This window comes from Acidobacteriota bacterium, from assembly GCA_034211275.1.
Lineage (GTDB): Bacteria > Acidobacteriota > Thermoanaerobaculia > Multivoradales > JAHZIX01 > JAGQSE01.
In genome coordinates, this window is record JAXHTF010000097.1 from 1 (window position 1) to 24,806 (window position 24,806).

The following is a 24,806-nucleotide window of genomic DNA, read 5'->3' on the forward strand; positions in this document are numbered from 1 at the left end:
CCGGCTGGATCAAAGTCGTTCTAGCCGTCGGGGGCCGTGTTCTCAGGACAGCTCGCTTCTTCCGGGAAGCCCACAAAAAAACCGCCGGCTCCCGAGGGGACCGGCGGTTTTTTCGAGATCGGGGTAGGGGGGCTTAGAACGGAATGTCGTCGTCGTCTCCGCCGTCTCCGCCGAAGTCGTTGCCGTAGTCGTCCCCGCCGCCACCGCCGCCACCGCCGCTGCCGCCGTAGGAGCCACCCCCACCGCCGCCACCGCTGTAGCCGCCACCACCACCACCACCGTAGCCGCCACCGCCGCCGCTGTCACCGCGGCTGCCGAGCATCTGGAAGTTGTCCGCGACGATCTCGGTCTTGTACTTCTTCTCGCCGGTCTGGCGATCCTCCCAGGAACGGGTCTGAATCCGTCCCTCGACGTAGACCTGCTTCCCCTTCTGGAGGTATTGACCGGCGATCTCCGCCTGGCGGCCCCAGCACACGATGTTGTGCCATTCGGTCTGTTCCTGACGGTTGCCGTCGCGGTCCCGCCAGCGCCGGGAAGTGGCGAGAGAAAAACTGGCCACGGTCTGGCCGGAGGGGGTAGTGCGAACCTCCGGATCCCGGCCGAGATTGCCGATGAGCATTGCCTTGTTGAGCATGGAAGAGATCTCCTCTAGGTTTCTTGGGCGAACGTATCATAGAGCTTGGATGAGCCGCCGGGGGTCCGCCGGGCCCCGCTGGCCGAAGCTTCACTACCCCTGGGGACGGAAATCATGCGCGTGATCTTGCAACGAGTTGCCAGTGCCTCGGTGGAGGTGGCGGGAGAGACGGTGGGTGCCATCGGCAAAGGGCTGTTGCTCTTCGTCGGGGTGGAGAAGGGGGACGGCCCGGAGCAGACGCGGGCGGCGGTGGAGAAGCTGGCCCGGCTGCGGATCTTCGAGGACGACAAGGGGCGGATGAATCTGGACGCTGCGGTCGCCGGCGGAGAGTTCCTGGTGGTTTCCCAGTTCACCCTCGCCGCCTCGCTGAACAAGGGCCGCCGACCCTCCTTCGAACGAGCGGCGCCGCCGGCGGTGGCGGAGCCCTTGGTGACGGCGGTGGCGGAGGGCCTGAGACAGCGCGGTTTCACAGTGGCGGAGGGGAGCTTCGGAGCCCACATGGAGGTGCGGTTGCTCAACGACGGCCCGGTGACCTTCGTGCTCGACTTCGCTCCGTCGGGAGACGGCGAAGCCTGAGAGCTACGAGCGGGCAGCCCGACGGAGCACCGCCCGGCCGCAGCGGAGGACTCCGCCAGCGGAAACATCGGCTCCATGGAGGAAAAACTACAGGTCTTTGAGCTCTTTGCCGGGCTTGAAACGGACGGTCTTGCCCGGGGCGATGGCGACCTCGACCCCGGTCTTGGGGTTGCGCCCGACGCCCTTCTTGCGGTCCCGTACCTGGAACACGCCAAAGCCGCGCAGCTCGATGCGCTTGCCGTCGGCGAGAGCCTGCTTCATGGCACCGATGATGGTATCCACGGCTTTTGCCGCTTTGACCCGAGAAACATCGGAGGCTTTCGCGACTTCGTTGACGATATCGGCCTTGATCATGAGTGCTCCAGAACGGCGGCGAGTCTAGCAGCGGCCCCGAGGGGCGTCAAACTCCTACCGCCCTTTTCGACAGCCTCGATTTCTTCCGTAAGATGAAGTCTTCAAACGCTTTGGCCGCTTCGTGGGCGAACCAGCGCAGCGCCCGCAGTCCGCCTACGGCGCGCACATCCGGGCGCTCGCCTTCAGCATAGATCACGTTCACCAGCCGGTCTTTCAGACGCACCGGCACCAACCATCTCGCCAGGCTCTCTTCCTCCGGCGACCGCAGCCAGCAGGTGATGAATCGGTTGTGGGCGGGCAGATCCGCCAGGGGGCCGACGATGAAGTCGGCGCCGTGCTGCAGATTCAGGAAGGCGGACGGTTCCTCGAGGTCGATGCGCAGATCCTCGAAGCGCGCCCTCCGGGCGCCTTCGCCGGCGAGCTTCCAGCCGCGCACCTCGTCGGCGGTGACGATGAGCAGAGCGCTCCGCTCGAAGTGGGCGTCGAGGCTCGCTAGCAGCAGCTCGCCGATTTCGTCGCGATCCTCGGCGGCCCCCAATCGCTCCGCCAGGGTCCCGTGGAGGGTGGTCCGGTGGTGCCGTTGCTCCGAGGCTGCCAGGGCCGCTCGCTCCTCGGCGGTGAGCTGGATGCTGGGAGCCGGAGGAGCGGGCGGTGCTTCCTCCAGCTCCACCTCCTGGGGCTCGTCCCCCGGGTCCCCACCCGCGGTCTCGGCGGCTTCCTCCTCGGCGAGAAGACCGTCGGCTGCCAAGGCTTCCACGGTGGGCGCTGGAGCCCCCGGAGTTGGGTCTTCGGGAGCTGGGTCTTCCGGAGTTGGGGCTTCCAGTGGCGGGGGACTGGGCTTGGCGGTGGCCCTTCCCCCGGTATCCCGTCCTTCAGTGACCTGATCGTCGACCGCCGCTGCGGAGCCGTTGGTGGCTGCCGGAGGCTGGACCTCGGGAAGCTCGGGACAGGGCTCGAGGGTGGCGAGGGTGATCTCCTCGGGCGCAAAGAGGGCTTGGAGGGACTGGTTTCCTGCGGGCCGGGTAGCTCGGGGGCTCTTCGTCGCCGCCACCGGGAGCTCGGCGGAATCCTTCTCGTTGTCTTCCTTCCACAGGTAGCGATTGCGGTTCAGGCGGTCGAGGAGGCGGGCGAAGCGCACCGGCGACTCCTCGCCGTAATAGCGTTCCAGCGCTTCGTGGATGCGCGCCTCGGAAGCGACGTGGAGATCGAGGCGCTTGCCGGCGGCGAAGGCGAGCTCGTCGTGGAGGTTGAGATCCCCCATCTCCGTGACCGCGACGCTGAGGCGGCTACCGGAGACCTTGAAAGGGATCGCCGGGCCCCGGCGAGCGAGGCTGGCGGGGATCAGGTCGATGACTTCCTGGGGAATCGAGCGCAGGGCTTCCGGCGGTGCCGGTGGTGCACCCAGCTGCTCGGAGAGGGTGGAGAGCAGCTGGTCTTCGGAAATGGCGTTGATCTCGAGCAGGCAGGTTCCCAGCCGACCCGGGATCTGGCGCTGGACAGCCAAAGCGCGGTTGAGTTGGGAGCGGTCGATCCACCCCTTGCGCATCAACAAATCGCCGAGATCAAGCCTGTTTGCCAACGTGCTCCTCCTGGAAGCGACCGGGGCCTGATGCCGGGAGTCGTTGAGCCGACCCGCCGATAGGCCCATCGGTGGGAAAGTCGCTGGCCTGCGGGGGGGGCCGACGAGCTCCGCCGTCGATTCTATCGTTACTGCCCTCTGGCAAGTGCCCGCGGTCCATCTAAGTCCTTGGCAGACCTGCGGTTACTTGCAAGTTTCGATTATAGAAATGAGTCTTGCCAATGTAAAGGACAGGTGTTGTGAGCCCGCCGTCGCCCTGCTATTGTGACGCGATGAAGCGCATCTGCCGTTCCTTCTCCAGCCCGACCCCGACTTTCACTCCATCGACGCTCCCAGCCTTCTCCATGGCGGTCTTCTCGTTGGTCGCCCTTCTGGTCGTCGCCCTCGTCGTACCGGCACCGGTCGCATTGGCCCAAGACTCGCCAGCCCAAGACTCGCCAGCTCAAGATTCGCCAGCCCCAGACTCTGCGACCGAAGACGAGGCAACCCAAGACGAGACCACCGAAGACACGGCCGGTGAGACGGCCGCCGCGGAGCCCGCTCCTTCCGCCGAAGCGTCCATGAGCTTCGCCGTGGCCAAGCTGCTGGCCGACGAGGGTTCCTTCCGAGAGGCCCTGGAGGCCTTCGAGGAGACCGTCGAGCTGGCTCCCAAGGATCCCTACGTGCGGGCCGCCTACACCGAGCTCCTGGTGCGCCTGGCTCAGCTTTCCCGATCCCCCCGCTACCGCCAGCAGCAGCTGCAGCGGGCGGTGGAGCAGGCTCAGGCGGCCCGTAGCCTGGCGCCGAAGGATCCGGACGTCCTGCAGGTGGTGGGGCAGACCTTCCTCACCGTGGCGGAGGTGGACCCCCAGAACGTCGCCGCCCTGCAGACCGCCCGAGAGATCTTTCAACAGGTCCGGGAGCTGTCTCCCAACGACGTCACCGTGCGCATGACCCTGGGGCAGATCCTGCTCTACCTGGGCAGGACCGACGAAGCCATCGAGGCCTTTCGGGAAGCGGTGACTGTCAGCCCGGGCAATCGCCGGGCCTACGGCTTCCTGGTGGAGGCCTTGCGCAGCTCCGGGCGCAACGACGAGGTGGAGCAGGTCTACCGCGACGTGCTGGAATTCGACCCCGGTGCCGAGGAGGCTTTGCTGGGACTGGCGGAGCTCCAGGGCGCCCGAGGCGATCACCTGGGGGCGGTGGAAACGCTGCGCGCGGCGCCGCCGGAGCTTCTGGCCACCGAGCAAGTCCGCCAGACCTTGGCGGTCCAGCTCTTCCTCTCCGGTGATCTCCGGGGCTCCTTGGCGGAGCTCGATCGGGCCATCAGCGACCACGGGGAGAACCCTTCTCTGGGCCGTCTGCGGGCGCTGGTGCTCAATGCCCAAGGACGCAACCAAGAGGCGGCCCAGCAACTCTGGCGGCTGTTGGCGGAGAATCCCAAAGATCCCGAGGTGGCCCTGACCCTGGCGCGGGTCCTGGTGCGCATGGGGCGCGGTGAGGAAGCGGCCCAGGTGTTGGGAGAGGTGGTGGCACGGCTGGAGGCGGAGGAGGCGGAACGCGCCGCAGACGCGCCGGCGGATGATGCCGCCCCGGCGGCGGCGCAGGCCTCCGGAGCCGCTGGCCTACGCCTCGAATGGGCGGAGCTGCTGCTGGAGCAAGAACAGTGGCAGCCTGCCCTGGACGTTCTCGAGCCGCTGCATCAGGCGGAGGTACCGCAGCTGCGGCTGGGGGCGGAGCTGCTCTCGGCGGAGGCGCTCGTGCGCTTGGAACGCGGCGACGAGGCTCTGGAGCTGCTCTCCCGGTCCTCCTCCAAGGATCCGGCGGCGGTGGCCAAACGGGCCGAGCTGCTGCTGCGGCTGGAGCGTCCGGACGAGGCGCGCAAGCTTCTCGACGACCTCGCCGGTTCCGGAGAAGAAGTCTCGCTGCTGGCGGCATCGCTGGTCTATCAGCGCTTGGAGCACTACGACGAGGTGGTGCGGCTGGTGCGCAACTACCTGGAGGATCACGAGGCGACGCCGCGCACCCTCTTCCTCCTTGCCTCCGCCCTCGAACGCCGTGGCAGCTTCGACGATTCCGTCCGCGAGTTCCGGCGCCTGCTGGAGATGGATCCCAACAATCCCGATGCCCTCAACTATCTCGGCTATATGTGGGCGGAGCGTGGGGAGAATCTCCAGGAAGCGCTGCAGATGGTCTCCCGGGCGGTGGCCCAGGAGCCGGATAGCGGCGCCTTCGTGGACTCCCTGGGCTGGATCTACTACCAGCTGGGGCGGTACCAGGAGGCTTTGGAGCACCTGGAGCGGGCGGCCCACCTGGTCACCGACGACGGCACCGTCCTCGAGCACCTGGGGGACGCCTACCGCGCCTTGGGGCGCTTGGAGGAGGCACGGGAAGCCTACGGGCGGGCGTTGCGGGCTGAAGATGCCGAGCAAGAGCGCATCGTGGACAAGCTACGGCAGCTGGACGCCCAGGAAGAAGCGGACGGCGCCGAGCCTTGAGCACGGTTTGTCGCCGCTTCGGATCTGGCCGCCTCAGGTCTGGCCGCCTCGGCTCTTGGCTCGCAAGGCCCGGGTTCTCGACAGCGGTCCTCGCGTTGGCCTGTTGGATGGGAGTGGCGGGCTGCTCGACGGCGCCTGCGGTAAGGGCACCCGACGATACCGCGCCGCCCGCTGAGACATCGCCAGCCGAGACCCCGGCACCGCCGCCCTCGGAAGCCGCCAGGGCCCAGGTGCCGGCGGAGATTCCGGCGGCTGATCTGGCCACCCAATATCTCTTTCGCGCTCAATACCTGGGCCCCCAGCAGGAGGACGGCAGCTTTCGCTTGATCCTGTGGCTGGAGTCTCTCCGCCGATTTCGCTTGCAGGCGGTGGATCCCATCGGCCGAGTGGCCTGGAACCTCGACGCCGACGATTCCCAGGTGCTGTGGATCGACCACCGGGGGCAGCGGGTGTGTCGCTACGGCGAGTCCATCGAGCTGCCGGGGCTGGCCATGGGAGCCTTTCCCGCCGCCGCTCTGCCGTCCCTACTCTTGGGAGTCATCCCCGTCCCGCCGGTGGTGCGCCCCAAAGTGCATCAACAGGACGGCGTCCGCCATCTGCAATGGCGCGACGCCGAAGGTCGGGCGTGGACTGCGACCCTGCGCAACGGCGACCTGCTGCGCTGGGCGCTGTGGGCCGGAGGCCGGAGCGGGGAAGAGGCGGGGGGAGAGCCGGTGGCGCAGCTGCGCCGGCAGGAACCCTGGTGGATCCTGCTGGACCGCCGCCAGGACCTGGAGGTGCGTTGGCGGCAGGTGCTGCGGGAGCCGCTGGAGGACCTGCCCCCGGCGCCGGAGATTCCCCCGGAGTATGGCTCGGAGGGCTGTCGAGAAGAGATTTGACAGCGCCTCCAACCGCCTCTAGCATTACCCGCTGCGGAGCTGGGGTCGCTGCGAAGGCTTTCTCGGCTCCGCTTCTGTCGCCATCGGACCGCGATCAAGGCATTTCCCGAAACGGAAAGGCCAGGTATAATGCTGCGGTTCCGACCTACGTCTTCGCAGTCCGAGGCGGCGGGTCTTCCCGGCTGGAAGGCTGGACCTTGGAGAGCGAGAAGCCGGAGATCGACGGATGGCAGATCATCTGCGCGTCCGTTGGATCGTTCTGAAGCAGGACCAAGCTCCCGGAGCTGTCGTGGTTCCGATGCAGGCCTGCGGAAGATCTCTATCCGGCCGTGATTCGAGGGGGCAAGATTCAATGGAGATCACAGAGGTCAAGGTCTTTCCGGTCCAGGAAGAAAAGCTCAAGGCCTTCGTGTCGGTGGTCTTCGACCATTGCTTCATGGTCAACGACATCAAGGTGATTCAGGGCCGGGACGGACTGTTCATCAGCATGCCTAGCCGGCGCAAGAAGAATGGCGAGTTCAAAGACGTGGCCCACCCCCTGAACAACGATTGCCGGAAGATGATCGAAGGACGGATCTTGGAGCAGTATGATCGAATGGTCGACCCGGAGACGCGCCGGGCGGCGGAGGAGGCTCAGCGCGGTGCGCCGGCGGTCACCAAAGCGCCTCGCCGCGGTCCCGGGCGCAGCTCCCATCGGGCGGCGGCGTCCCGCTCCGCAGGTCGTCCTGCGGGAGGGGAGCAGGTCGGGCCTCACCGGTCCGAAGCGGCTCGGCCGGCAGCGGCCCAACCCGCCGCTGCGCAACCTGCGGTTGCCGAGCCCGCGGCGGCAAGCGCCGACCGCCGGCAGCGCGCCGGGGATCGGTCCGGGGCGGAGAAGTGGCGCAGCAACGGCCACAAGGCTTCCCACCGGGACGGACACCGGAAAGCTCCGGACGCCCCGGGGCGGGAGCCGCGGGTTGCTGCGGCGCCGGTACCGGTCGAGCAGGTCCGGGCTCACGAAGCTCCGGCGGCTCGGTCCGAGGAGGATGCCGGAGCGTCGCAGGAGCAGCGCAAGAGCTTGAAAGAAGTCGAGGAGATGCACCTCAGGGATTCGTTCTGGACGGTACCCTGAACCCACAACCTGAGGAAGACTCGAGAAGAAGAACCACAAGATCTCCCGCATCAGGAGATCGGAATCCGTCATTGGGGCGTCGCCAAGCGGTAAGGCACGAGACTTTGGATCTCGCATTCCTAGGTTCGAATCCTAGCGCCCCAACCACTTAGAGCTCTACCGAGTAGGAACTACCCTCACACCCTGACCTTCACCCGTCGGCAACAAGCCCACGGGGCCGCCGCCGGTGAAGTGTCTGCGGAAAAGGAATCATGTACGGCGAACTCAAGATCTTCGGTGGCCGCGCCCACCCTGCTCTGGTAGACGAGATTTGCAGCTACCTCAACGTCCCGGCTGGCAACGTCACGGCGTTCAACTTCTCCGACGGCGAAAGCTTCTGTCAGATCGAAGAGAACGTCCGCGGCTCTGACGTCTTTATCGTGCAGCCTACCTGCCAGCCGGTGAACGAGAATCTGATGGAGCTGCTGATCATGCTCGACGCATTCAAGCGCTCCTCGGCCTCCCGGGTTACCGCCGTGCTGCCCTATTACGGCTACGCCCGCCAGGACAAGAAGGACCGGCCCCGGGTGCCCATCACCTCCAAGCTGGTGGCCGACCTCATCTCCCGCGCCGGCGCCGACCGGGTGCTCACGATGGACCTCCACGCCGCCCAGATCCAGGGATTCTTCGACATCCCGGTGGATCACCTCTTCGCGGCACCGGTGCTGCTGGACGCCATCCGCGGCCTGAACATTCCGGAGCTGGTGATCGTTGCTCCGGACGCCGGGGGCGTGGAGCGCGCCCGCGCCATCGCCAAGCGCCTGCAGGCCGGACTGGCCATCGTCGACAAGCGGCGCACGGCCCCCAACACCGCCGAGGTCATGCACCTCATCGGCGAGGTGGAGGGACGCAACACTTTGGTCTTGGACGACATCATCGATACCGCCGGCACGCTGTCCAAGACCGTCGGTCTGCTGGAGGCCAAAGGGGCTCAGCGGATCCTCTCCGTGGGTATCCACGGGGTCCTTTCCGGGCCGGCTCTACAACGCCTCGAAGACTCGCCTCTCGAGACCATCCTGATAACCAACACCATCCCGATCGACGACAAGCTGGCCAGGTGTAAGAAGCTAAAATCATTGTCGGTGGCGCCCCTCTTGGGGGAGGCCATTCGGCGAATTCACGAGAACAGCTCGGTCAGCTCGCTGTTCGTCTAGGGGGAGCCCATGAGCGATCTAGTCATCGAAGTTCAATCCCGCGAGCAAAGCGGGTCCAACGCCAGCCGCCGGCTGCGCAAACAGGACCTGATTCCCGCCATCCTCTACGGTGGCAACAAGGAATCCGTGTCCATTCAGGTCCAGCGCCGCACGATCCTCGATCTGCTGCACACCTCCGCCGGTGAGAACGCGGTGTTCGAGCTGGTGCTCGGCAAGCAGCGCCGCCACGCCATGATCCACGAGCTGCAGGTGGATCCCCTCACGGGGCAGGTCGAGCACATCGACTTCCAGCGCATCAACATGAGCGAGAAGGTCACCGTGCAGGTGCCGGTGGAGACCCTCGGCGTGCCCGTGGGCGTCAAGACCGACGGCGGCATCCTCGACTTCGTCACCCGCGAGGTCGCCCTGGAGTGTTTGCCCAGCGACATCCCGACCCACGTCGAGCTGGATGTCTCCGAGCTGCACATCGGCCAGCATCTGGAGGCCAAGGACCTGCAGCTGCCGGAGAAGGTGGAGCTGCTCGAGGAAGAAGATCGGGTGATCGTCTCCATCGCCGCGCCGCGCCTCGTCGAGGAGCCGGAGGACGAGGAAGACGAGCTGCTGGAGAGCGCGGCGGAGGAGCCCGAGGTGATCGGCCGGGAAGAGGACGAGGACGAGGGCTGAGGCCCGTCCTGAACCTCTTTCCATCGTTGCTCTCGATGTTCCGCCCCTATGAACGGTGAACCGCAGGCCGAGCCCCGGCAACGGCTGGTGCTCGGTCTGGGCAATCCCGGGGAACGCTACGCCCGGACTCGCCACAACGTCGGCTTTCGGGTGGTGGAGGAGTTGGCCCGGCGCCGAGACCTGCGTCTCGGCAAGCTGGAGTGCAACGCCCTCAGCGCCGCCGACCCGGTGGTGATGCTGGCCCAGCCTCAGACCTATATGAACCGTAGCGGCTATGCCCTGCGGTGTCTCGCGGAGCGCCACGGTTTCGAGGCCGAGGACGTGCTGGTGGTCTACGACGAGGTCGCTCTACCGCTGGGGAAGCTGCGCCTGCGGGTGCAGGGGAGCCCCGGCGGTCACCGCGGGATGGAGTCGGTGATCGAGAATGTACGCACCGACGAGGTGGCCCGCTTGCGCTGTGGTATTCAGCATGGGGGTATCGCCGACGAGGAGGCGGAGGACGACCTGGACCTGGTGGCCTTCGTCCTCGCCGAGTTCACCGCGGAAGAGGAGTCGGCGGTGAAGGAGATGATTCTCCGCGCCGCCGACGCCTGTGAGGCCTGGCTGGCGGACGGTGCGACGGTGGCCATGAACCAGTTCAACCGTTAGCGACGACACCAGCGCCACCCGATTCGAAAGATCATCGAAAGATTCTAGACATCGAATGACCAAGCATTGCAATCGCTCATCTAACGTGCAAGGAGGGTATCTCTCGTGAACCTACAGATCACGCTGCTGCTGATTCTCGGCAGCGGCGTCCTGGCCCTGCTCTTCGCCCTGTGGCGAAGCGCCTGGATCAACCGCCAGGACGCCGGCTCCGAGACCATGGTGCGCATCGCCGGATACATCCGCGACGGCGCCATGGCTTTCCTGGGACGCGAGTATCGCGTTCTGGCAATTTTCGTCGTCGTCGCCGCGGCGCTGCTGGCCTTCGGCAACCGCAATGTCGCCGGTAGCTCGGCCCTGGTGGGCGTCTCCATGGTGGTGGGCGCTTTGTGCTCCGGCCTGGCCGGCTTCTTCGGCATGCGCGTGGCCACCAGCGCCAACGTGCGCACCGCCTCCGCCGCCCGCACCGGCCTCAACCCGGCCCTCAAGGTGGCCTTCGCCGGCGGTGCGGTGATGGGCTTCTCGGTGGTGGGACTGGGCGTGCTGGGCCTTTCCGCCCTCGCCCTGGTCTACATCAACCTCTTCGGCGCCGGTGATCTGGCCAAGGTGGTGACGGTGCTCACCGGCTTCTCCTTCGGCGCCAGCTCCATCGCTCTCTTCGCCCGCGTCGGCGGCGGCATCTACACCAAGGCCGCGGACGTCGGTGCGGATCTGGTGGGCAAGGTGGAAGCGGGCATCCCGGAGGACGACCCGCGCAACCCGGCGGTGATCGCCGACAACGTGGGCGACAACGTCGGCGACGTGGCCGGCATGGGTGCCGACCTCTTCGAGTCCTACGTCGGCGCCATCATCGCCACCCTGGTTCTGGGCGTCTCCGCCACCGTGGTCAGCGGTACCGCTGGCAACGCCGAGCTGGTGCTGCTGCCGATGATCCTCGCCGCCGTGGGCATCGTCATCTCCCTCTTGGGCACCTTCTTGGTGACCACCAAGGAGGGTGGCAACCCCGGTACCGCTCTGCACCGCGGCACCTTCGGCGCTGCCATCGTCATGCTCGTCGCCACCTGGGTCCTGGTCACCCAGATTCTCGGCGACACCACCTATCAGATCGGGGAGCTGACCTTCGGCGCCATGGGCATCGTGTGGGCCACCGTCGCCGGTCTGGTGGCGGGTACCGCCATCGGCCTGATCACCGAGTACTACACCTCGGAACAGCGCAAGCCGGCCCAGAGCATCGCCGACGACAGCCGTACCGGCGCCGCCACCAACATCATTTCCGGCCTCGGTCTGGGCATGAAGTCCACCGCCTGGCCGGTGGTCATCCTGGTCATCGCGACCCTGGTGGCCTACGCCCAGGCGGGCCTCTACGGCATCGCCATCGCCGCCCTGGGCATGCTCTCCACCACCGGCATCCAGCTGGCGGTGGACGCTTACGGCCCCATCGCCGACAACGCCGGCGGCATCACCGAGATGAGTCATCTCGGCGCCGAGGTGCGGGAGCGCACCGACAAGCTGGACGCCGTCGGCAACACCACCGCCGCCATTGGCAAGGGCTTTGCTATCGGCTCCGCCGGCCTCACCGCCCTGGCGATGTTCTCCGCCTTCCGTACCACCGCCGGGATCGAGGTGATGAACCTCACCGAGCCCCGGGTCATGGGCGGCCTGTTCATCGGCGCCATGATGCCCTTCCTCTTCTCGTCCATGGCCATGGGCGCGGTGGGCCGCGCGGCCTTCAAGATGATCGAAGAGGTCCGCCGTCAGTTCCGCAGCATCCCCGGCCTTATGGAAGGGGAGGCGGAGGCCGACTACGCCAAGTGCGTGGACATCTCCACCGCCGCCGCCATCAAGGAGATGGTGGTGCCCGGCCTGATGGCGGTCATCGTGCCGGTGGCCGTCGGGCTCTACGACCCCACGGCGCTGGGCGGTCTGCTGGCCGGCGTCACCGTCGCCGGTGTCTCCATGGCCATCTTCATGGCCAACGCCGGCGGCGCCTGGGACAACGCCAAGAAGTACATCGAGGGCGGCGCCCACGGCGGCAAGGGCTCGGACGCCCACAAGGCCGCGGTGGTCGGCGATACCGTCGGCGATCCCTTCAAGGACACCGCCGGTCCGAGCCTCAACATCCTGATCAAGCTGATGTCGGTGGTGGCCCTGGTCATCGCCCCCATGCTCTGATCCACTCTCTCGATACCCAGACGGCGGAGGAGAGCCAATGCTTGCTTTCCTCCGCCGTTTCGGTAGAATTCGGAGTCTTGTCAACGCGGGGTCCGGTTGGCGCCGAGCTCTGCAACACCACACCCCTCTCTGTTCCGCCCGAGTGCGGGACTGTATAGGCCAAAGGGAGGTTCCATGCGAATCTACGAATTGATCTTCGTCGTCGACCCGCGGGTTTCCGACGACGATGTGGTCCAGCTGACCGACGACGTCAAGTCGCTGCTGGAAGCTGGCGGTGCGTCCATCGCCCGGCAGGAGAGCTGGGGGCGCCGCAAGCTGGCGTATCCCATCAACAAGCTCAACGAGGGCAAGTACATGCTCCTCTACGTCACCGTCGAAGAGGGCGGTGGCAATCCGCTGGCGGAGCTTGAGCTGCGCCTGAAGCAGAACGACAAGGTGCTGCGTTACCTCACCGTGCGCACCGACCGACCCCAGGACATCGAAGCCGCCGAAGCCGAAGATGAAGGCGACGAGCAGGCCACCGGGACGGAGGGCTGATCATGGGACGCAAGAGAGTCTTCTATCGCCGGCGCAAGGTCTGCAAATTCTGCGCGGACCGCATCGAGTACATCGACTACAAGGACACCAAGCTGCTGCAGCAGTTCATCCCGGAGCGCGCCAAGATTCTGCCGCGTCGTATCTCCGGTACCTGCGCCAAGCACCAGCGGGTTCTGTCCCAGGCGATCAAGCGGGCCCGCCACCTGGCCCTGTTGCCCTTCACCACGGACTGAGGAGTCAAGCATCATGCGCGTCATTCTGTTGAGCGATCAGCGCACCCTCGGCCGTCGCGGCGAGGAGGTGCAGGTCAAGCCGGGCTTTGCCCGCAACTACCTTTTCCCCCAGGGCCTGGCCCTGGAGGCCAACAAGGCCAACCGAGCTTACTTCGAGCAGCAGCGGGCCAAGATCGACGCCCGTCATGCCAAAGAGCGCGAAGAGGCAGCGGCGGTGGCGGCGCAGATCGCCGGCATCACCGTTACCATCGCGAAGCGTGTCGGCGAGTCCGGCACCCTCTACGGTTCGGTCACCCCCACCGCCATTGCCGACTCCCTGGAAGAGCAGGGTGTGACGGTGGACCGCCGGCGTCTGCAGCTGGACGGAGGCATCAAGAGCGTTGGTGAGCACACGGTCACTATCGACCTCCACCCGGAGGTCATGGCCGAGCTCAAGGTCAACGTGGTACCGGCGGAAGAGTAAAGCCGACGGTGGGCGCCGCGGCCGAAGATCCGCCGGTGGAAGAAGGGCAGGGTAGGCAGGAGCCTGAAGAGGCCACCACCCCGCCCTCCATCGACGACTTTCTCGGCTCGCCGACCCGCGAGATCGGTCATTGGCGATGGCTGTGGGAGGGGGACCAGCGGTTCCCCATCCGCAGCCATCGTGGCGTTTTGGGCCGTCTTCTGGTGGCCGCCAAGCGGCTGCTACGCCCGCTGTTCAGATTCCCCATCGCCGACCTTTGGGAGCGCCAGCGGGTCTTCAATCTGATCCTGCTGGAGAAGCTCGAGGCCCTCGAAGACCACGAGCACCGCATCCGCCACCTGGAGGCCTTCATGGCCGAAGGGCTGCAGGAAGTTCTGCGCCACGACGACGCCCTCTTCGCCCGCGTCGATCAAAAGCTCGACCGCTATCGCCGAGAAGCCAGGGAGCTGGCCAGCAGTCTTGATGGCGCCCTGGCGCTGGTGGAGCAATCCGCCGCTGGTAACGCTGGAGCTGGGGAAGGCGATCTTCAAGTCTCCCCAGCACCGTTGGTGCGCGCCCGGGAAGAGCAGGGTTATCTGGAGCTGGAACGCCGCTACCGCGGCACGGAAGAAGAGATTGGCGAGCGCCTGGCGGCCTATTTGCCGCGTTTGGAGGGCTGCTCGCCGGTGCTCGATCTAGGCTGCGGGCGCGGTGAGTCTTTGGAGGTCTTCGGCGCCCACGGCCTCGAAGCCCGGGGCGTCGACGGCAGCGCTGAGATGGTAGCCCACTGCCGAGAGCAGGGCCTGACGGTGGAGGAGGGGGATCTCTTCGATGTCCTCGCCGCCCAGGAGCCGGGAAGCCTCGGCGCGGTGGTCTCCTTCCACGTCATCGAGCACCTGCCGGTGACCTCGCTGGATCGTCTGGTGCGCCTCGCTTACCGCGCCCTGCGCCCCGGCGGCCGGCTGATCCTCGAGACCCCCAACCCTCTCTCCGTAGTGGTGGCGGCGCGCAACTTCTGGCTCGACCCCACCCACCGCCGGCCGGTGCACCCCGAGAGCCTGGCCTTGATCTTCGAGCTCGCCGGCTTCGATGCGGTGGAACGCCTCGACCTGCGCCCCTTCAGCGACGGCGACCGTCTGCCGGAGATCGATCTCGCCGACCTCCCGTACGCCCAACATCCCCTGGCGGACCGCATCAACCGCCTCCGCGACCGCCTCGATGACGTGCTCTTCGGATACCAGGACTACGCTTTGCTAGGTACTCGCCCAGAAGCTTGATTCCAGCCCTCTCCCGGTTCCAGAAGACGACACCACTTTCGCTCGCTTCATCCCCCAAGTTCCGTAGGCTTCTGCCGGTATGGCGAGGAAGCGGGATCCGAGGATGGGCGTCCGCGCCCACCGCAGGGCCCGACTCCCGAGCACCCCGCATAGCCGGTGCCCCGTTCCTCTGAGCGATCTCTTCTATTGGGAGCCGCCCCTTCGTTGGGCAGAGGACCGTTGAGCCTGGGGGCGTGGGCAGTCGGGTTCTGCGGTGGTCTCTCGACCATCCTCGAATCCCGCAGCCCACTCACACCGCTGGGTGAAAGCGGGGCTCGGGGGAGGAGTCGGCCAAGAGTGGTTTCGCCGATTGTTCTGCTGTGCCTCTCCAGCTCACTCTAGGGACGGCTCTCAACCTCCCTCCGCCAGCTCTTCCTCCCGCTTCTGCCGCGCCACGTCCGCGAAATCCTCGGGCATGCGCTCGCCCTCCTTGGGGATGTAGAACGGGCGCTGCTGGTACCAGGGAAGCTCCATGATCCGGGCCAGGGTGGGGTCCCAGCTCTTGGCCGGCTCCGTACCGATCACGAAGGTCTCCTGGATCACCCGCTCCGCCCCCGGCGCCGCGAGCAGACCGCTGTAGTACTCCACGCTGGCGGTGGTCACGCCGGGAGGAGGGGAGAAGCGTTCCTCGGGCTCAAGCCAGCCGCGCTCCAAACCGTCCTCGATCATCTTCTTCCAGATCGGAATCGCCGCCTCCGCACCGGTCATGCCCCGACCCAGGGAACGCCGCTGGTCATAGCCGACCCAGCTAAGCACCGTGTAGCGGGGCGTGAAGCCGACGAACCACGCGTCGGAAAAATCGTCCGTCGTGCCCGTCTTGCCCGCGAGGTCCAAGGGCAGCTCGCGCAGAGCCGTGGCGGTACCTCGATCCACCACTCCCTCGAGGATCGAGCTCAGCACAAAGGCCACCTCCGGTGACGTGGCATGGCGGGTGGCCGGCTGATGCTCGTCCAGGCTCAGCCCGTTGCGCGACTCCACCCGCTCGATGAAATACGGTTCCACGAAGGTGCCCTGATTGGCGATGGCGGCGTAGGCTCCGGCGAGCTCCAGCGGCGTCATCTCCGTGACTCCCAGGGCGAGGCTGGCATAGGGTGGCAGCTCCACACTGACCCCGCAGCGCTTGGCGAAATCGATGGTCTGTTCGACCCCGATCAAGTCCTGGAGCTTCACCGCGGTCATATTCAGGCTCTTCTCCAACGCACGGCGCAGCGTGATGATGCCGTAATACTCGCGGCCATAATTGCGCGGCTTATAGTCCGGCTGATTGTCCGCGCCGAGGAAATACGTCGGGGCGTCGAAGAGCGTGTCGGCGGCGGTGTAGCCGGCCTCCAGCGCCGCTCCCCACACAAAGGGCTTGAACGCCGAGCCCACCTGCCGCTCCGCCTGTACCGCGCGGTTGAACCGGCTACGCTGGAAGTCCCAGCCGCCGACCATCGCCCGCACGGCTCCGGTGGCGGACTCCAGCACGAGAGCAGCCCCCTCGATCACCGGTTCCTGCTCCAACATCAGCCGTGGCTCAGCGCCCTCCTCCTCAGCAGCCTCTGCCTCCGGCGCTTCCAGGCGGAACCACGCCACGTCGCCCTTCTTCAGCACCTGCCGGGGCTGGCTGCGGCGGGTCCACTCCATGCCCTCGCGGGTCAGCTCATAGACCTGCTCGCCGATCCGCACCTGGGCGGTACGGCGGTCCGACTCCAGGACCACGCCCTGGAACCAGGCTCCCGGCTCCGGCTCTCCCTCGGTCCAGGCCTCCAGCTCCACCGTCTGGGGGTCCTCCTCCAGCTGGCGAATCGGTCCCCGCCAGCCCTTGCGGTGGTCCAGCTCCAGTAGCCCTTCATGCAAGGCTGCCTCGGCGCTGGCCTGGATGCGCTGGTCGAGGGTGGAGTAGACCCGCAGCCCGCCTTCCAGCATGGCGGTGGTGCCGTAGGTATTTTCGATGTCCTGGCGTACCTCTTCGGCGAAATACGGCGCAAACTGCTCCCGCTGCCGCTGGCGCACCACGCCGAGAGGTTGGGTCACCGCCTCGTCGTACTCCTCGCGGGTGATGAAATCCTCCGCCAGCATGCGGCTGAGGGTCCAATTGCGCCGCTGGCGCACCAAGTCCGGGCGGCGATACGGGCTGTAGTCGCTGGGCCGTTGCAGGATCCCGGCGAGCATCGCCGCCTCGTGGAGCTCCAGCTCCGCCACCGGCTTGTCGAAGTAGTAGCGGGAAGCCTGGGCCATGCCGTAATTGCCATGGCCCAGGTTCATCAGGTTGCTGTACAGGGTCAGCAGCTGCTGCTTGCTGAAGCGCTTCTCCAGCTCGACGGCGGTGAACGCCTCCTCGATCTTGCGCCGCCAGCTCTTCTCCCGGGTCAGATACAGCGCCCGCGCCAGCTGCATGGTGAGGGTCGAGGCCCCCTCCTTCTTCTCGCCGGCGCGCAGATTGGTGATGGCGGCCCGGGCGATACCCACCGCGTCGACGCCCCCATGGCGGAAAAAGCTCGCGTCCTCCAGGGCGATGATGGCGTTTTGTAGCACCTCCGGCACTTCGCCTTCCCGCAGCAGGATCCGCCGCTGACGCGCGAACTCCGCGAACGGCTCTCCCTGCTCGCTGTACACCCGGGTGATCAGGCTAGGGGTGAAAGTGGAGAGGTCGTCCACCTCCGGAATATTGATCGCCGCCGCCACCGCCACCCCGAACAACGTCCCCACCACCACCGCCACCAGCACCGGCAGCAGATACCGGTACCGAGGGCTGAGCCTCCCATACCAGCCCCGTCCTTCTCGCCGCGAACGCCTCGGCCGCCGCCGCTTCTCCAGAGTCTTCTGCGGAATCCGATCCGTCACCGACGAGCCGGCCTCGGTTGAGCCCCCCACCGACGAGCCCGGTGGAGTAGAGGCCATCGAAGCTCCCGCTTCGCCCCCCCTCTTCCGAACCCGCCCCGGCCGCAACGGCTCCCCCGCCCGCGGCCCGGCACTGCCCGGGGCCTTGGGGCCGTGCTCGAGGGGGGTGTCGGACCAGGAGTGGGAGTCTTCCCGACCGCTCTCCCTGTCTGGGCTCTCGACATTGGCCTCGGCGGGAGTGTCTTGGGCCTCCCGCTCTACCGAGGCCCTCGGCTCCTCGGCTCGGGGCTGCTCTTCAGCCTCAGCCTGCGTGGGCGAGTCGGTTTCTGGGGTGGTGTCAGGAGCTGCCGGTTCGTGGGGCTGATCTTCGCCCTTTTTGTCGCCATCCATGGCGCCGATTATACGGGGCTCCTGGGGCGAATCGGGGCGGAAATGTGGCGGGGGGAGGGCGGGGGCAGGAGAGCGGATGACCCGTGCTGCTGAGCTGCTGCGCTAAGAGAACTAAGAGAGGTCGAGAATCTAGCCGACGGGTCTGCTCTGGCAAAACTCGATGCCGCCAGGGATAGCCATCGGTCATCAAAAGGAGAAGAGGAATGCGAGCCTTGAAAGCAGTGGGGATTCTATGGAGCTTCCTGGCTCTCTGCGTGGGTCTGGGATTCAGTGGGGAAGCCCTAGCTCAGACCGATGCAGAGTACCTGAGCGTGATCAACTTCCGGTTCAGCAATCCCGGAGCTCGGGCTAGAGCGATGGGGGGAGCGCTGGTGGCGCTTGCCGATGATGACTCCACGGCAGCCTTCGTCAACCCTGGAGGGTTGGCATTCTTTGACCGGTCTCAGGTGAGCGTAGAGTACGTTTCAGAAGAAGATGAGTTCCTGTCACCGCGAGTCGAGACTGGATTGAATCTGGATGGCACCCCGAGTCGCACGCCAGGCCGCCGTACGATTCAGAACGAGTCGAACTTTCTTTCCTTCGCCAGCTACCTGCAACCGATCCTACCTAATAAGTTGGTGGTCAGTGCCTTCTACGGTAAGTTGCTAGATACTGAAAGTGGCGTCGATGTCTTCATCGATAGCGCTTTTTTCCCCGAGATCGACTCAGACTTAGTTTTTCGCCCGGTCACCAACACCGCCTCGGCGATAAATGAAGTCTATGGCGCTTCCGCAGGTTGGCGTCTCGGGGAAAACCTGGGGATTGGGATGGCTGTGGGAATTTCCGAGCTGAGCTTCGAAGGCATTTCTCGGCGGGGGGAGCTCTTCGACCCTGCGGATACCGTCAATATCCAATCGTCTGTTGTCGATGCAGAGACCGATCTCTTCTTCACCTTGGGCGGTTTGTGGCGAATCTCTGATCGTTGGGTCGCCGGTCTGTCCTGGCAGAAGCAGACCTCCTACGACATGGACAATCGATTCGAGGTGGTGGGCTTCAGCTTTCTAGATCGAAGTTTTCAATCGGAATTTACGATTCCCACCCGTATTGCCGGAGGTTGGGTCTATCGCGGCGAGAAGTGGGTTGTCAGTTTCGAGGCGGATCACATTCAGTATTCGGACCTCTTCGAGCAAGCGGAAGGGGTGACCTTCTTCGGTGAGACTGCCGAGGATGCCAGCTATGGCTATGCGATCCCCGATGTGACCGAGCTTCATCTCGGCTTCGAGCGCACCTTCACGACCGCGACCGCTGGGCAGTCCTGGAGCCTTCGCGCTGGAGTTTGGCGCGATGAGGCTCACCTACCGTATTACACGGGTTCCGATCCACTGCAGCGCGCTTGGGCGCCTCGCCTCGATGACGAGATCTACCACTGGACTGTAGGGGGCGGATTCGAGGCCGAACGTTTCGCTCTGGGTATTGCAGGAGACTTCTCTTCCGATGCAGGCACGGATGTCCTGGTCAGCGCGATCTTCAAGCTCTGAGTGCAAGCCTACAATCCAGGCAAGGTCGAGTTTGCGAAGAATCTTCGCGAGCTCGGCCTTGCCTGTTGACGGTATCTGCATTTTGCTCACAAGGAGGCGGACTCCATGAAGAGTTGGCAGATCTTGTTCCTCATATTGGCTGCCTGGGCGTTGCTGGCTGCCATTCCCAAAGACCAGAACTTAGCCTGGTATCAAGCTTGGGATGGGTATCTGAGCACCGGCAATTGCGCCGAGAAGATGGATTATCTCGAGCTGAGCATTGAGAAGAAGCCAGAACCTGCCCTGGAGCTTCGGGCTCGCCGAACGGATTTCGTTCGCGGATACTTTCCCTACTTAAGAATGGCCGAGGCTGCCTTGGAGTGTGGAGATCTCCAAACGGCTCGGGCCAGGGTCGGCGATGCCCGGCTCTACGGCGGCGCAGTCCGGAGAGAGCTCAATAGGCTCGGTCAGAAGCGATCTCTACGGCCCAAGGAAGAGGCTCTCTTCCAGCTGGCTCTGGAGCGCCAGGCAAGACTACAAGAGTTGGAGCGGAGACTTGTAGGGCCTGATCCTGAGCCTATAGACGGGTCCCCACCCCCTCTAGTACGTCGGGCTGACAAGACTTCGCCGAGGCTCGATTCTCAGGATCTTGACGATGAGCTTGCTGATGGCCGAGGTTCAGCTGGCGGTCAGCCGAAAGAGGAGGGAAGGATTTCGGAGCTGTCGGACCCTCCATTCGGGAATCCAGAGATTAGGGATGATGAGCCCCTCACGCCACCGGGACCGTCCCCGCCTATATCGGCTGGAGATGATGCCTTCCCTCCCGCTTCTCCCGCGCCACCGGAGCTCGGGGGCACTTCGGAGGAGGAGTTGGAGATTCCAGAGCCGGCTGAACCTAATCCAGTGCCAGCCCCTGATCCCGTCCCTCCTCCTCTGATTGAGCCAGGGAGTTTGCCCCCCTTGGAAATGCAAATCGGCTCTGCCCTGACCATCAAGTGTCGTCAAGGCTGTGCCTACCAGGCCCAGGAAGGAATCTTGAAGATCGGCGACGGCCAGCCGATCTCATTACCCCGAGGCTATTCGATTCTCAGCGTCAATGGAGAACGGATCAGCCCGCCGCATCTCGCCAACGAACCGACGAGCTACGATGGCGACCTGCGGAGCATCCAAGCCCTATTCGAGCTCAAGAAGGCAGGCCGAGCCAAGATCGAAGTCTTGAGAGACGGTCACCCACCCACCGCTTGGTTGGCCGGGGCAGCGCTTTTCTACTATCCGGCTTGGCCTTCTCACCTTCCTCAGGCTTGCGCAAATCGCTTCGATGAGCTTTCGGCTTTGAAGGTGATCGAGCTCCGATTCGAACACAATCAGCTGCTGCGGATTTTGGCCAGCGAGTTCTCCGAGCATCGCGTCAACAACCCGGCTGCCCGATAGAGGGCACCTACTCGATTTTCAGGGAAATGGCTAGCCTGATCTGTCGTCTGGCTGAGCGGTAGCCGCCCGGAGGCAACGGAAGCCGACGGTTCCGGCGCTGAGCTCTGGGTCGAGCGCTTGCCGAGCTGAAACTCTAAGCATGTTCGCAGGATGGATCCAGGAGCCTCCCCGAACCGTGACCAGAAGCCCCTCCGATGAGTCCGCGGTTCTTTCAGGCAACCGAGTGAGCGGTTCGTAAATCTGCAGGGAGGGCTCATACCGCGAGGCGGTCCACTCGGCAACGTTGCCGGCCATGTCCTTTAGGCCGAGACCATTGGCATCAAAGGATCCAACGGGGCGAGTTGGCGGCCAGCGGCCAGCATCTGAGGCGCTACAGCAAGTCGCTTGACCGTAATGGGCTAGGCTGGGCCCGAGGGTGGCTCCGGTCGGGTACTTACCTTCCAGCGTGCCTCCGGCGCGGGCAGCAAGCTCCCATTCGATTTCGGTAGGTAGACGTCCCTCGGCCGCCCAGCGGCAGAAAGCTTGAGCGTTCTCCCAGGTGACTCCTGTAACAGGGTGGTCGTCCGGAGGTGGGCTCTCCCTACGGCTCCATGGCTCTGCGCAGCGCCTGGCCTCCACACATCTTTGGTACTGCCCCCAGGTTGTTTCGGTGACGGCAAGCTCGAAGGGGGCCATAGAAGCCAGCGGGAAGGGTGTCTCGTCTGGAGCGCATTGTTTGTCCGTCGTCGCACAGCCTAGCTGGATCGGGCCGATTGGGGAGACTCGGGTGAACTCGAGCTCTGGAAGCTCTGGAGATTCGAATAAGGAGGACGTCCACCAGGCTGCTGCAAGGAGAATCAGAAGGAGAGCGGCAGCCAGGGCCGGGCGCGAGGTGGGCGCTCGTTTCCCCAGAGGGGCTTCCTCTGCAGCCAGTTGGCGGGTTGTGTCGCCGGCGCTGATCGTGGTCGGGTTTGGGGTCCCCCCGGCGGTGAGGGAGCCTGAATCCCGAGGTGGCGTACCCTCGGAAACTCGCTGGACTTCCAAGGTTTCTTGCTGCGGACTCTTGTGGCTTTGAGTGATCGGAGGGAGTCGAAGCGTTCGAGCAGCTGCCTCGGAACCAGACTGGTCCGCCGACGAACCTGCAGCCGGAGTCTCAGACAGCGTCTCTGATTCCGCAGGCCGTTGGGGCGGGAGTCTTCCTGCGGTGGGCTGATTGGCTGCAGAAGTAGAGTGTGGGGAACGTTCTAAGGCCACCGAGGTCTCAGGCTCCTCAGTCTCTTGGAGACCTGCCGGAGGGGGCGGCAGCGAGTCGCCCGTTGCCGGGGTTGCTTCGATCCCCCCTTGGGGCTCCTTCGACTCTTCTGCTGATGCATCCGAGATGAGGCTTCTTGACAGAGCCGACTGTGCCTCTTCAGCTAGCTCCGCCGCCGTCCCTTCAGCTTTCCTCTCTTCTTCAGCTCCTGCCTTCGCCTCTCGGGCTTGTTTCAGGGCCTGCTCCAGGGCTTCAGCTTCGGTCCCTTGAGGAGCAAGGTGCTGGAGCTGCTTGAGAGCTTCTTCTGCATCCTCCAAGTCGTGGCTCTCGAGGAGATTCATCCCGCGCGAGAAAAGGTCCTGGACATTTCTCTCTCGCTCCTCTGCAATCCGTACTAACCGCTCAATTTCGCCCAGCTCCGCTTCCTCCTCAAAGCCGGGACGAGCCTGCTCGAGGGTCCATCGAGCGTCGGCTATGTATTGCTGATCGAGGAGGTTTTGGACTTCGGAGCGAAGAGCAGCGACTGGGTGGACCGTGATCTGAGGATCAGCCCCTTCCTCAGGGCCCTCCTCTTCGAGGCTCCAGAGCAGGTCTAGGGCCTCTTGATCATTCTCATTAACTGCCAGGAGACGCTCCAAGATTCCCCGTGCTGCCGCGATCGCTCCCTCTCGGAGGTAATCATGGGCCTTTTCTAGTGAGATCTCGGTGCTTTCCTCTTGTGGTGTACGCAAAACAACCTTCTGTTCTTGATAGGAATGTAGCTTTGTTTCTGGGGTTGCTCTTGATGTCTAAGAGAGCTCTGCGCTTGAGTCAGTGTTCCAGCCGGGTATAAAGGCTACGAGGACTGTTGCTCCCTTACTTAGCAGCTCGAAGAGCGGCGGAGAGCTGCCTTCGCTCATGATGTAAATAGCTATCGATCCGGAGTTGAATAGAGATATAAGGAATACTTCAGTGAAGATGAGAGTTAAAGCTACTGTCGGTGCTGCTTGTTTTTGGGTGATGGCCAGTAGTAGGCGCGCCAGTACGAATATGGCTAGCAGGAAAACCAGAGGATTCCACAAGGTGTTGTGCAGTCGTTTGAGTGCGCTAATTGCAAGGGGGCGCCAGTGCGGAGGGAGCGGTACTTTCTGGCTCGTGCAGACCCCATCAATGTCCAGTTGTATGAAGTAGGTCTTCTTGGGATCGAGCTCCATATTTGCGTCATTATGGAATGATATCGTCGAGGTTGGGTTTCGTGTGCTAATGAATTGCCTGCTTTGATGCACTCTCTGTTCCCGATGACTGACTTTGTGGGTCAAGGGCACTATTGTGCTCCCTCCTTCCTCGCCCAAGGTGGCCATTCTTATGGGTAGGTCAGGACTCCTGAGGGGCTCGAAAGGCAATTGCCCAAAGCGCCGCACGTTGAAGGTGATCTCTACGGTCGACCTGAAGTCAAGAGCGAGACGGTGAGCAATCCTTGGTTCTGTGCCAGCTGCTGAGATCGAGTATCGGTGAGAATTTACTATTTGGAGAATTTCTTGGGTAATGGTCTCTATGGCCTTTGGTCGTGGAGCTTGGATGGTGATGAGTCCAATATTGATGAGGCTTTGCCAGTAGGTCTCAATATCAGCGACACATCCCTCTTGAGGATCCAGGATTACTAAGAAGGCCCAAGTCTCGGCTTGGTGTTGAAGTAGGCTTGTTTTTAGAGAGCGGAAGCTCCGAAAGACCTCCTCGGGTGCCACTTCTCCCGCACGAACACAGTCTTTTGCACTGCTTTCTAGGTGATGTATGCCATCAGAAATTATTACTATGATGTCGCGGTGCTTTCGGTGCCGTCGATCTAATTGTGGAGTTCCGGAGTCGAACTGTCGCTCTTGTGTAATTCTTTGCTCAAGAGAGGAAAATAATTTTTCGAAATCGGTTGTCTCGTAGAAGTGCCTATTCGTCTCCTCGGATCGGTATTTTTTGGCTTCCTTTAGCCTTGCTAAGCATCCTTCAGCGTCATTAGGGGCTGGTTGAAATGTTTCAGGCATCACGCTCGATGCAAATCCTGTGCAGGCAATGAGGTCAGCTATCTCGGGGTCCTGAGAGGCGATTGTCCGAATCTCATCGACGAGAAGGCGTCTTCTCGCTTCTTTTGAACTAAAGGAATGATCTTCGATTATGTACAGGTCGATGGGGTCTTTAGGGCGACAGTAGGTGGTATTTATGCGGTATAAGTGTTCCTCGTTGCAGGAACTCCCGGCTAGGGCTGGAGGTCCCTTCTTGGTCCTTTGTGAAGTAGAGTAATTTTTCTTGGCCTCGCTTTTTCCAAGGAAAGTGCATAGAATCGCTATCAGCACAGTACACAGAAGTCCTACAGCTACGCCATATGAGCGAATACTCTTTCCGTCAACCGCTCTGGGCGAGTTGTTTTCGCGATTCGACTCGGTGTGGGTTGTGTAAGCCTGTGTATCCATGGGCTTGCTGGTGCGGTGTGGAGCTACTTCTGCCCTCGAGCCCAACGCCGAATGGGCTCCTGACTGCAGGTGTTCCGCTCGATGATGTCGACTGCGGAAGGGGTGACCTTGATGTCCACGACTTCCCAGAACTTACCGACGCAATCGGTTGGAATGCTATAACTTTGGTCTTTGCAACCTCTTG

The 24,806-nt window shown here is 64.0% G+C and carries 18 protein-coding genes, 1 tRNA gene and 1 pseudogene; 15 read left to right on the top strand and 5 right to left on the bottom strand.

All coding sequences use genetic code 11. The annotated features are described in order from the left end of the window. Positions 1-133 precede the first annotated feature (133 nt). A complete protein-coding gene (locus tag SX243_15080) occupies positions 134-634 on the bottom strand; it encodes a single-stranded DNA-binding protein (protein MDY7094293.1) in 501 nt (166 codons plus the stop codon). Between the two features lie 114 nt (positions 635-748). Between SX243_15080 and dtd the strand changes: the two genes are divergently transcribed. Next, entirely contained in the window at positions 749-1,210 is a 462-nt protein-coding gene (gene dtd, locus SX243_15085; protein MDY7094294.1) for a D-aminoacyl-tRNA deacylase, read from the top strand. 87 nt (positions 1,211-1,297) lie between these two features. Here the strand turns inward: dtd and SX243_15090 are convergent, their stop codons facing one another. Then, a complete protein-coding gene (locus tag SX243_15090) occupies positions 1,298-1,564 on the bottom strand; it encodes an HU family DNA-binding protein (protein MDY7094295.1) in 267 nt (88 codons plus the stop codon). A gap of 46 nt (positions 1,565-1,610) precedes the next feature. After that, positions 1,611-3,143 (bottom strand): hypothetical protein, encoded by a 1,533-nt coding sequence (locus SX243_15095; protein ID MDY7094296.1) that lies wholly within the window; start codon positions 3,141-3,143, stop codon positions 1,611-1,613. A 560-nt stretch (positions 3,144-3,703) separates the two neighbouring features. On the opposite strand from SX243_15095, the gene SX243_15100 reads away from it, so the two are divergent. The 12 genes and pseudogenes from SX243_15100 (at position 3,704) to SX243_15155 (ending at position 14,771) form a co-directional block, all read left to right on the top strand. Further along, entirely contained in the window at positions 3,704-5,620 is a 1,917-nt protein-coding gene (locus SX243_15100) for a tetratricopeptide repeat protein (protein MDY7094297.1), read from the top strand. 230 nt (positions 5,621-5,850) lie between these two features. Next, complete coding sequence (locus SX243_15105; protein ID MDY7094298.1) at positions 5,851-6,498, top strand: hypothetical protein; 648 nt, start codon at positions 5,851-5,853, stop codon at positions 6,496-6,498. A 352-nt stretch (positions 6,499-6,850) separates the two neighbouring features. Next, positions 6,851-7,102 (top strand): annotated as a pseudogene (gene spoVG / locus SX243_15110) (septation regulator SpoVG). Positions 7,103-7,681: 579 nt separating this feature from the next. Then, a tRNA-Gln gene (locus SX243_15115) sits at positions 7,682-7,756 on the top strand. Positions 7,757-7,860: 104 nt separating this feature from the next. Then, the gene (locus tag SX243_15120; protein MDY7094299.1) at positions 7,861-8,802 is read left to right on the top strand and encodes a ribose-phosphate pyrophosphokinase; all 942 of its coding nucleotides are present in this window, start codon (positions 7,861-7,863) and stop codon (positions 8,800-8,802) included. 9 nt (positions 8,803-8,811) lie between these two features. Continuing rightward, positions 8,812-9,465: a 50S ribosomal protein L25 gene (locus tag SX243_15125; protein MDY7094300.1), complete on the top strand. Its 654-nt coding sequence runs from the start codon at positions 8,812-8,814 to the stop codon at positions 9,463-9,465. 48 nt (positions 9,466-9,513) lie between these two features. Then, entirely contained in the window at positions 9,514-10,113 is a 600-nt protein-coding gene (gene pth, locus SX243_15130; GenBank protein ID MDY7094301.1) for an aminoacyl-tRNA hydrolase, read from the top strand. A 105-nt stretch (positions 10,114-10,218) separates the two neighbouring features. Next, positions 10,219-12,282, top strand: a complete 2,064-nt coding sequence (locus tag SX243_15135; protein ID MDY7094302.1) for a sodium-translocating pyrophosphatase — start codon at positions 10,219-10,221, stop codon at positions 12,280-12,282. 174 nt (positions 12,283-12,456) lie between these two features. Then, a complete protein-coding gene (rpsF, locus tag SX243_15140; protein ID MDY7094303.1) occupies positions 12,457-12,819 on the top strand; it encodes a 30S ribosomal protein S6 in 363 nt (120 codons plus the stop codon). 2 nt (positions 12,820-12,821) lie between these two features. Beyond that, entirely contained in the window at positions 12,822-13,052 is a 231-nt protein-coding gene (rpsR, locus tag SX243_15145; protein MDY7094304.1) for a 30S ribosomal protein S18, read from the top strand. Between the two features lie 13 nt (positions 13,053-13,065). Further along, positions 13,066-13,515: a 50S ribosomal protein L9 gene (gene rplI, locus SX243_15150; GenBank protein ID MDY7094305.1), complete on the top strand. Its 450-nt coding sequence runs from the start codon at positions 13,066-13,068 to the stop codon at positions 13,513-13,515. Positions 13,516-13,523: 8 nt separating this feature from the next. Further along, complete coding sequence (locus tag SX243_15155) at positions 13,524-14,771, top strand: class I SAM-dependent methyltransferase (GenBank protein MDY7094306.1); 1,248 nt, start codon at positions 13,524-13,526, stop codon at positions 14,769-14,771. A gap of 390 nt (positions 14,772-15,161) precedes the next feature. On the opposite strand, the gene SX243_15160 is transcribed toward SX243_15155, so the two are convergent. Next, positions 15,162-17,693, bottom strand: a complete 2,532-nt coding sequence (locus SX243_15160; GenBank protein MDY7094307.1) for a PBP1A family penicillin-binding protein — start codon at positions 17,691-17,693, stop codon at positions 15,162-15,164. Positions 17,694-18,226: 533 nt separating this feature from the next. Here SX243_15160 and SX243_15165 point away from each other — a divergent pair. Continuing rightward, positions 18,227-19,540 (top strand): hypothetical protein, encoded by a 1,314-nt coding sequence (locus SX243_15165; GenBank protein MDY7094308.1) that lies wholly within the window; start codon positions 18,227-18,229, stop codon positions 19,538-19,540. Positions 19,541-20,554: 1,014 nt separating this feature from the next. After that, positions 20,555-20,950, top strand: coding sequence for a hypothetical protein (locus SX243_15170; GenBank protein ID MDY7094309.1), 396 nt, complete (start codon positions 20,555-20,557; stop codon positions 20,948-20,950). A 2,019-nt stretch (positions 20,951-22,969) separates the two neighbouring features. Here the strand turns inward: SX243_15170 and SX243_15175 are convergent. Further along, complete coding sequence (locus SX243_15175; protein MDY7094310.1) at positions 22,970-24,622, bottom strand: hypothetical protein; 1,653 nt, start codon at positions 24,620-24,622, stop codon at positions 22,970-22,972. Between the last annotated feature and the right edge of the window lie 184 nt (positions 24,623-24,806).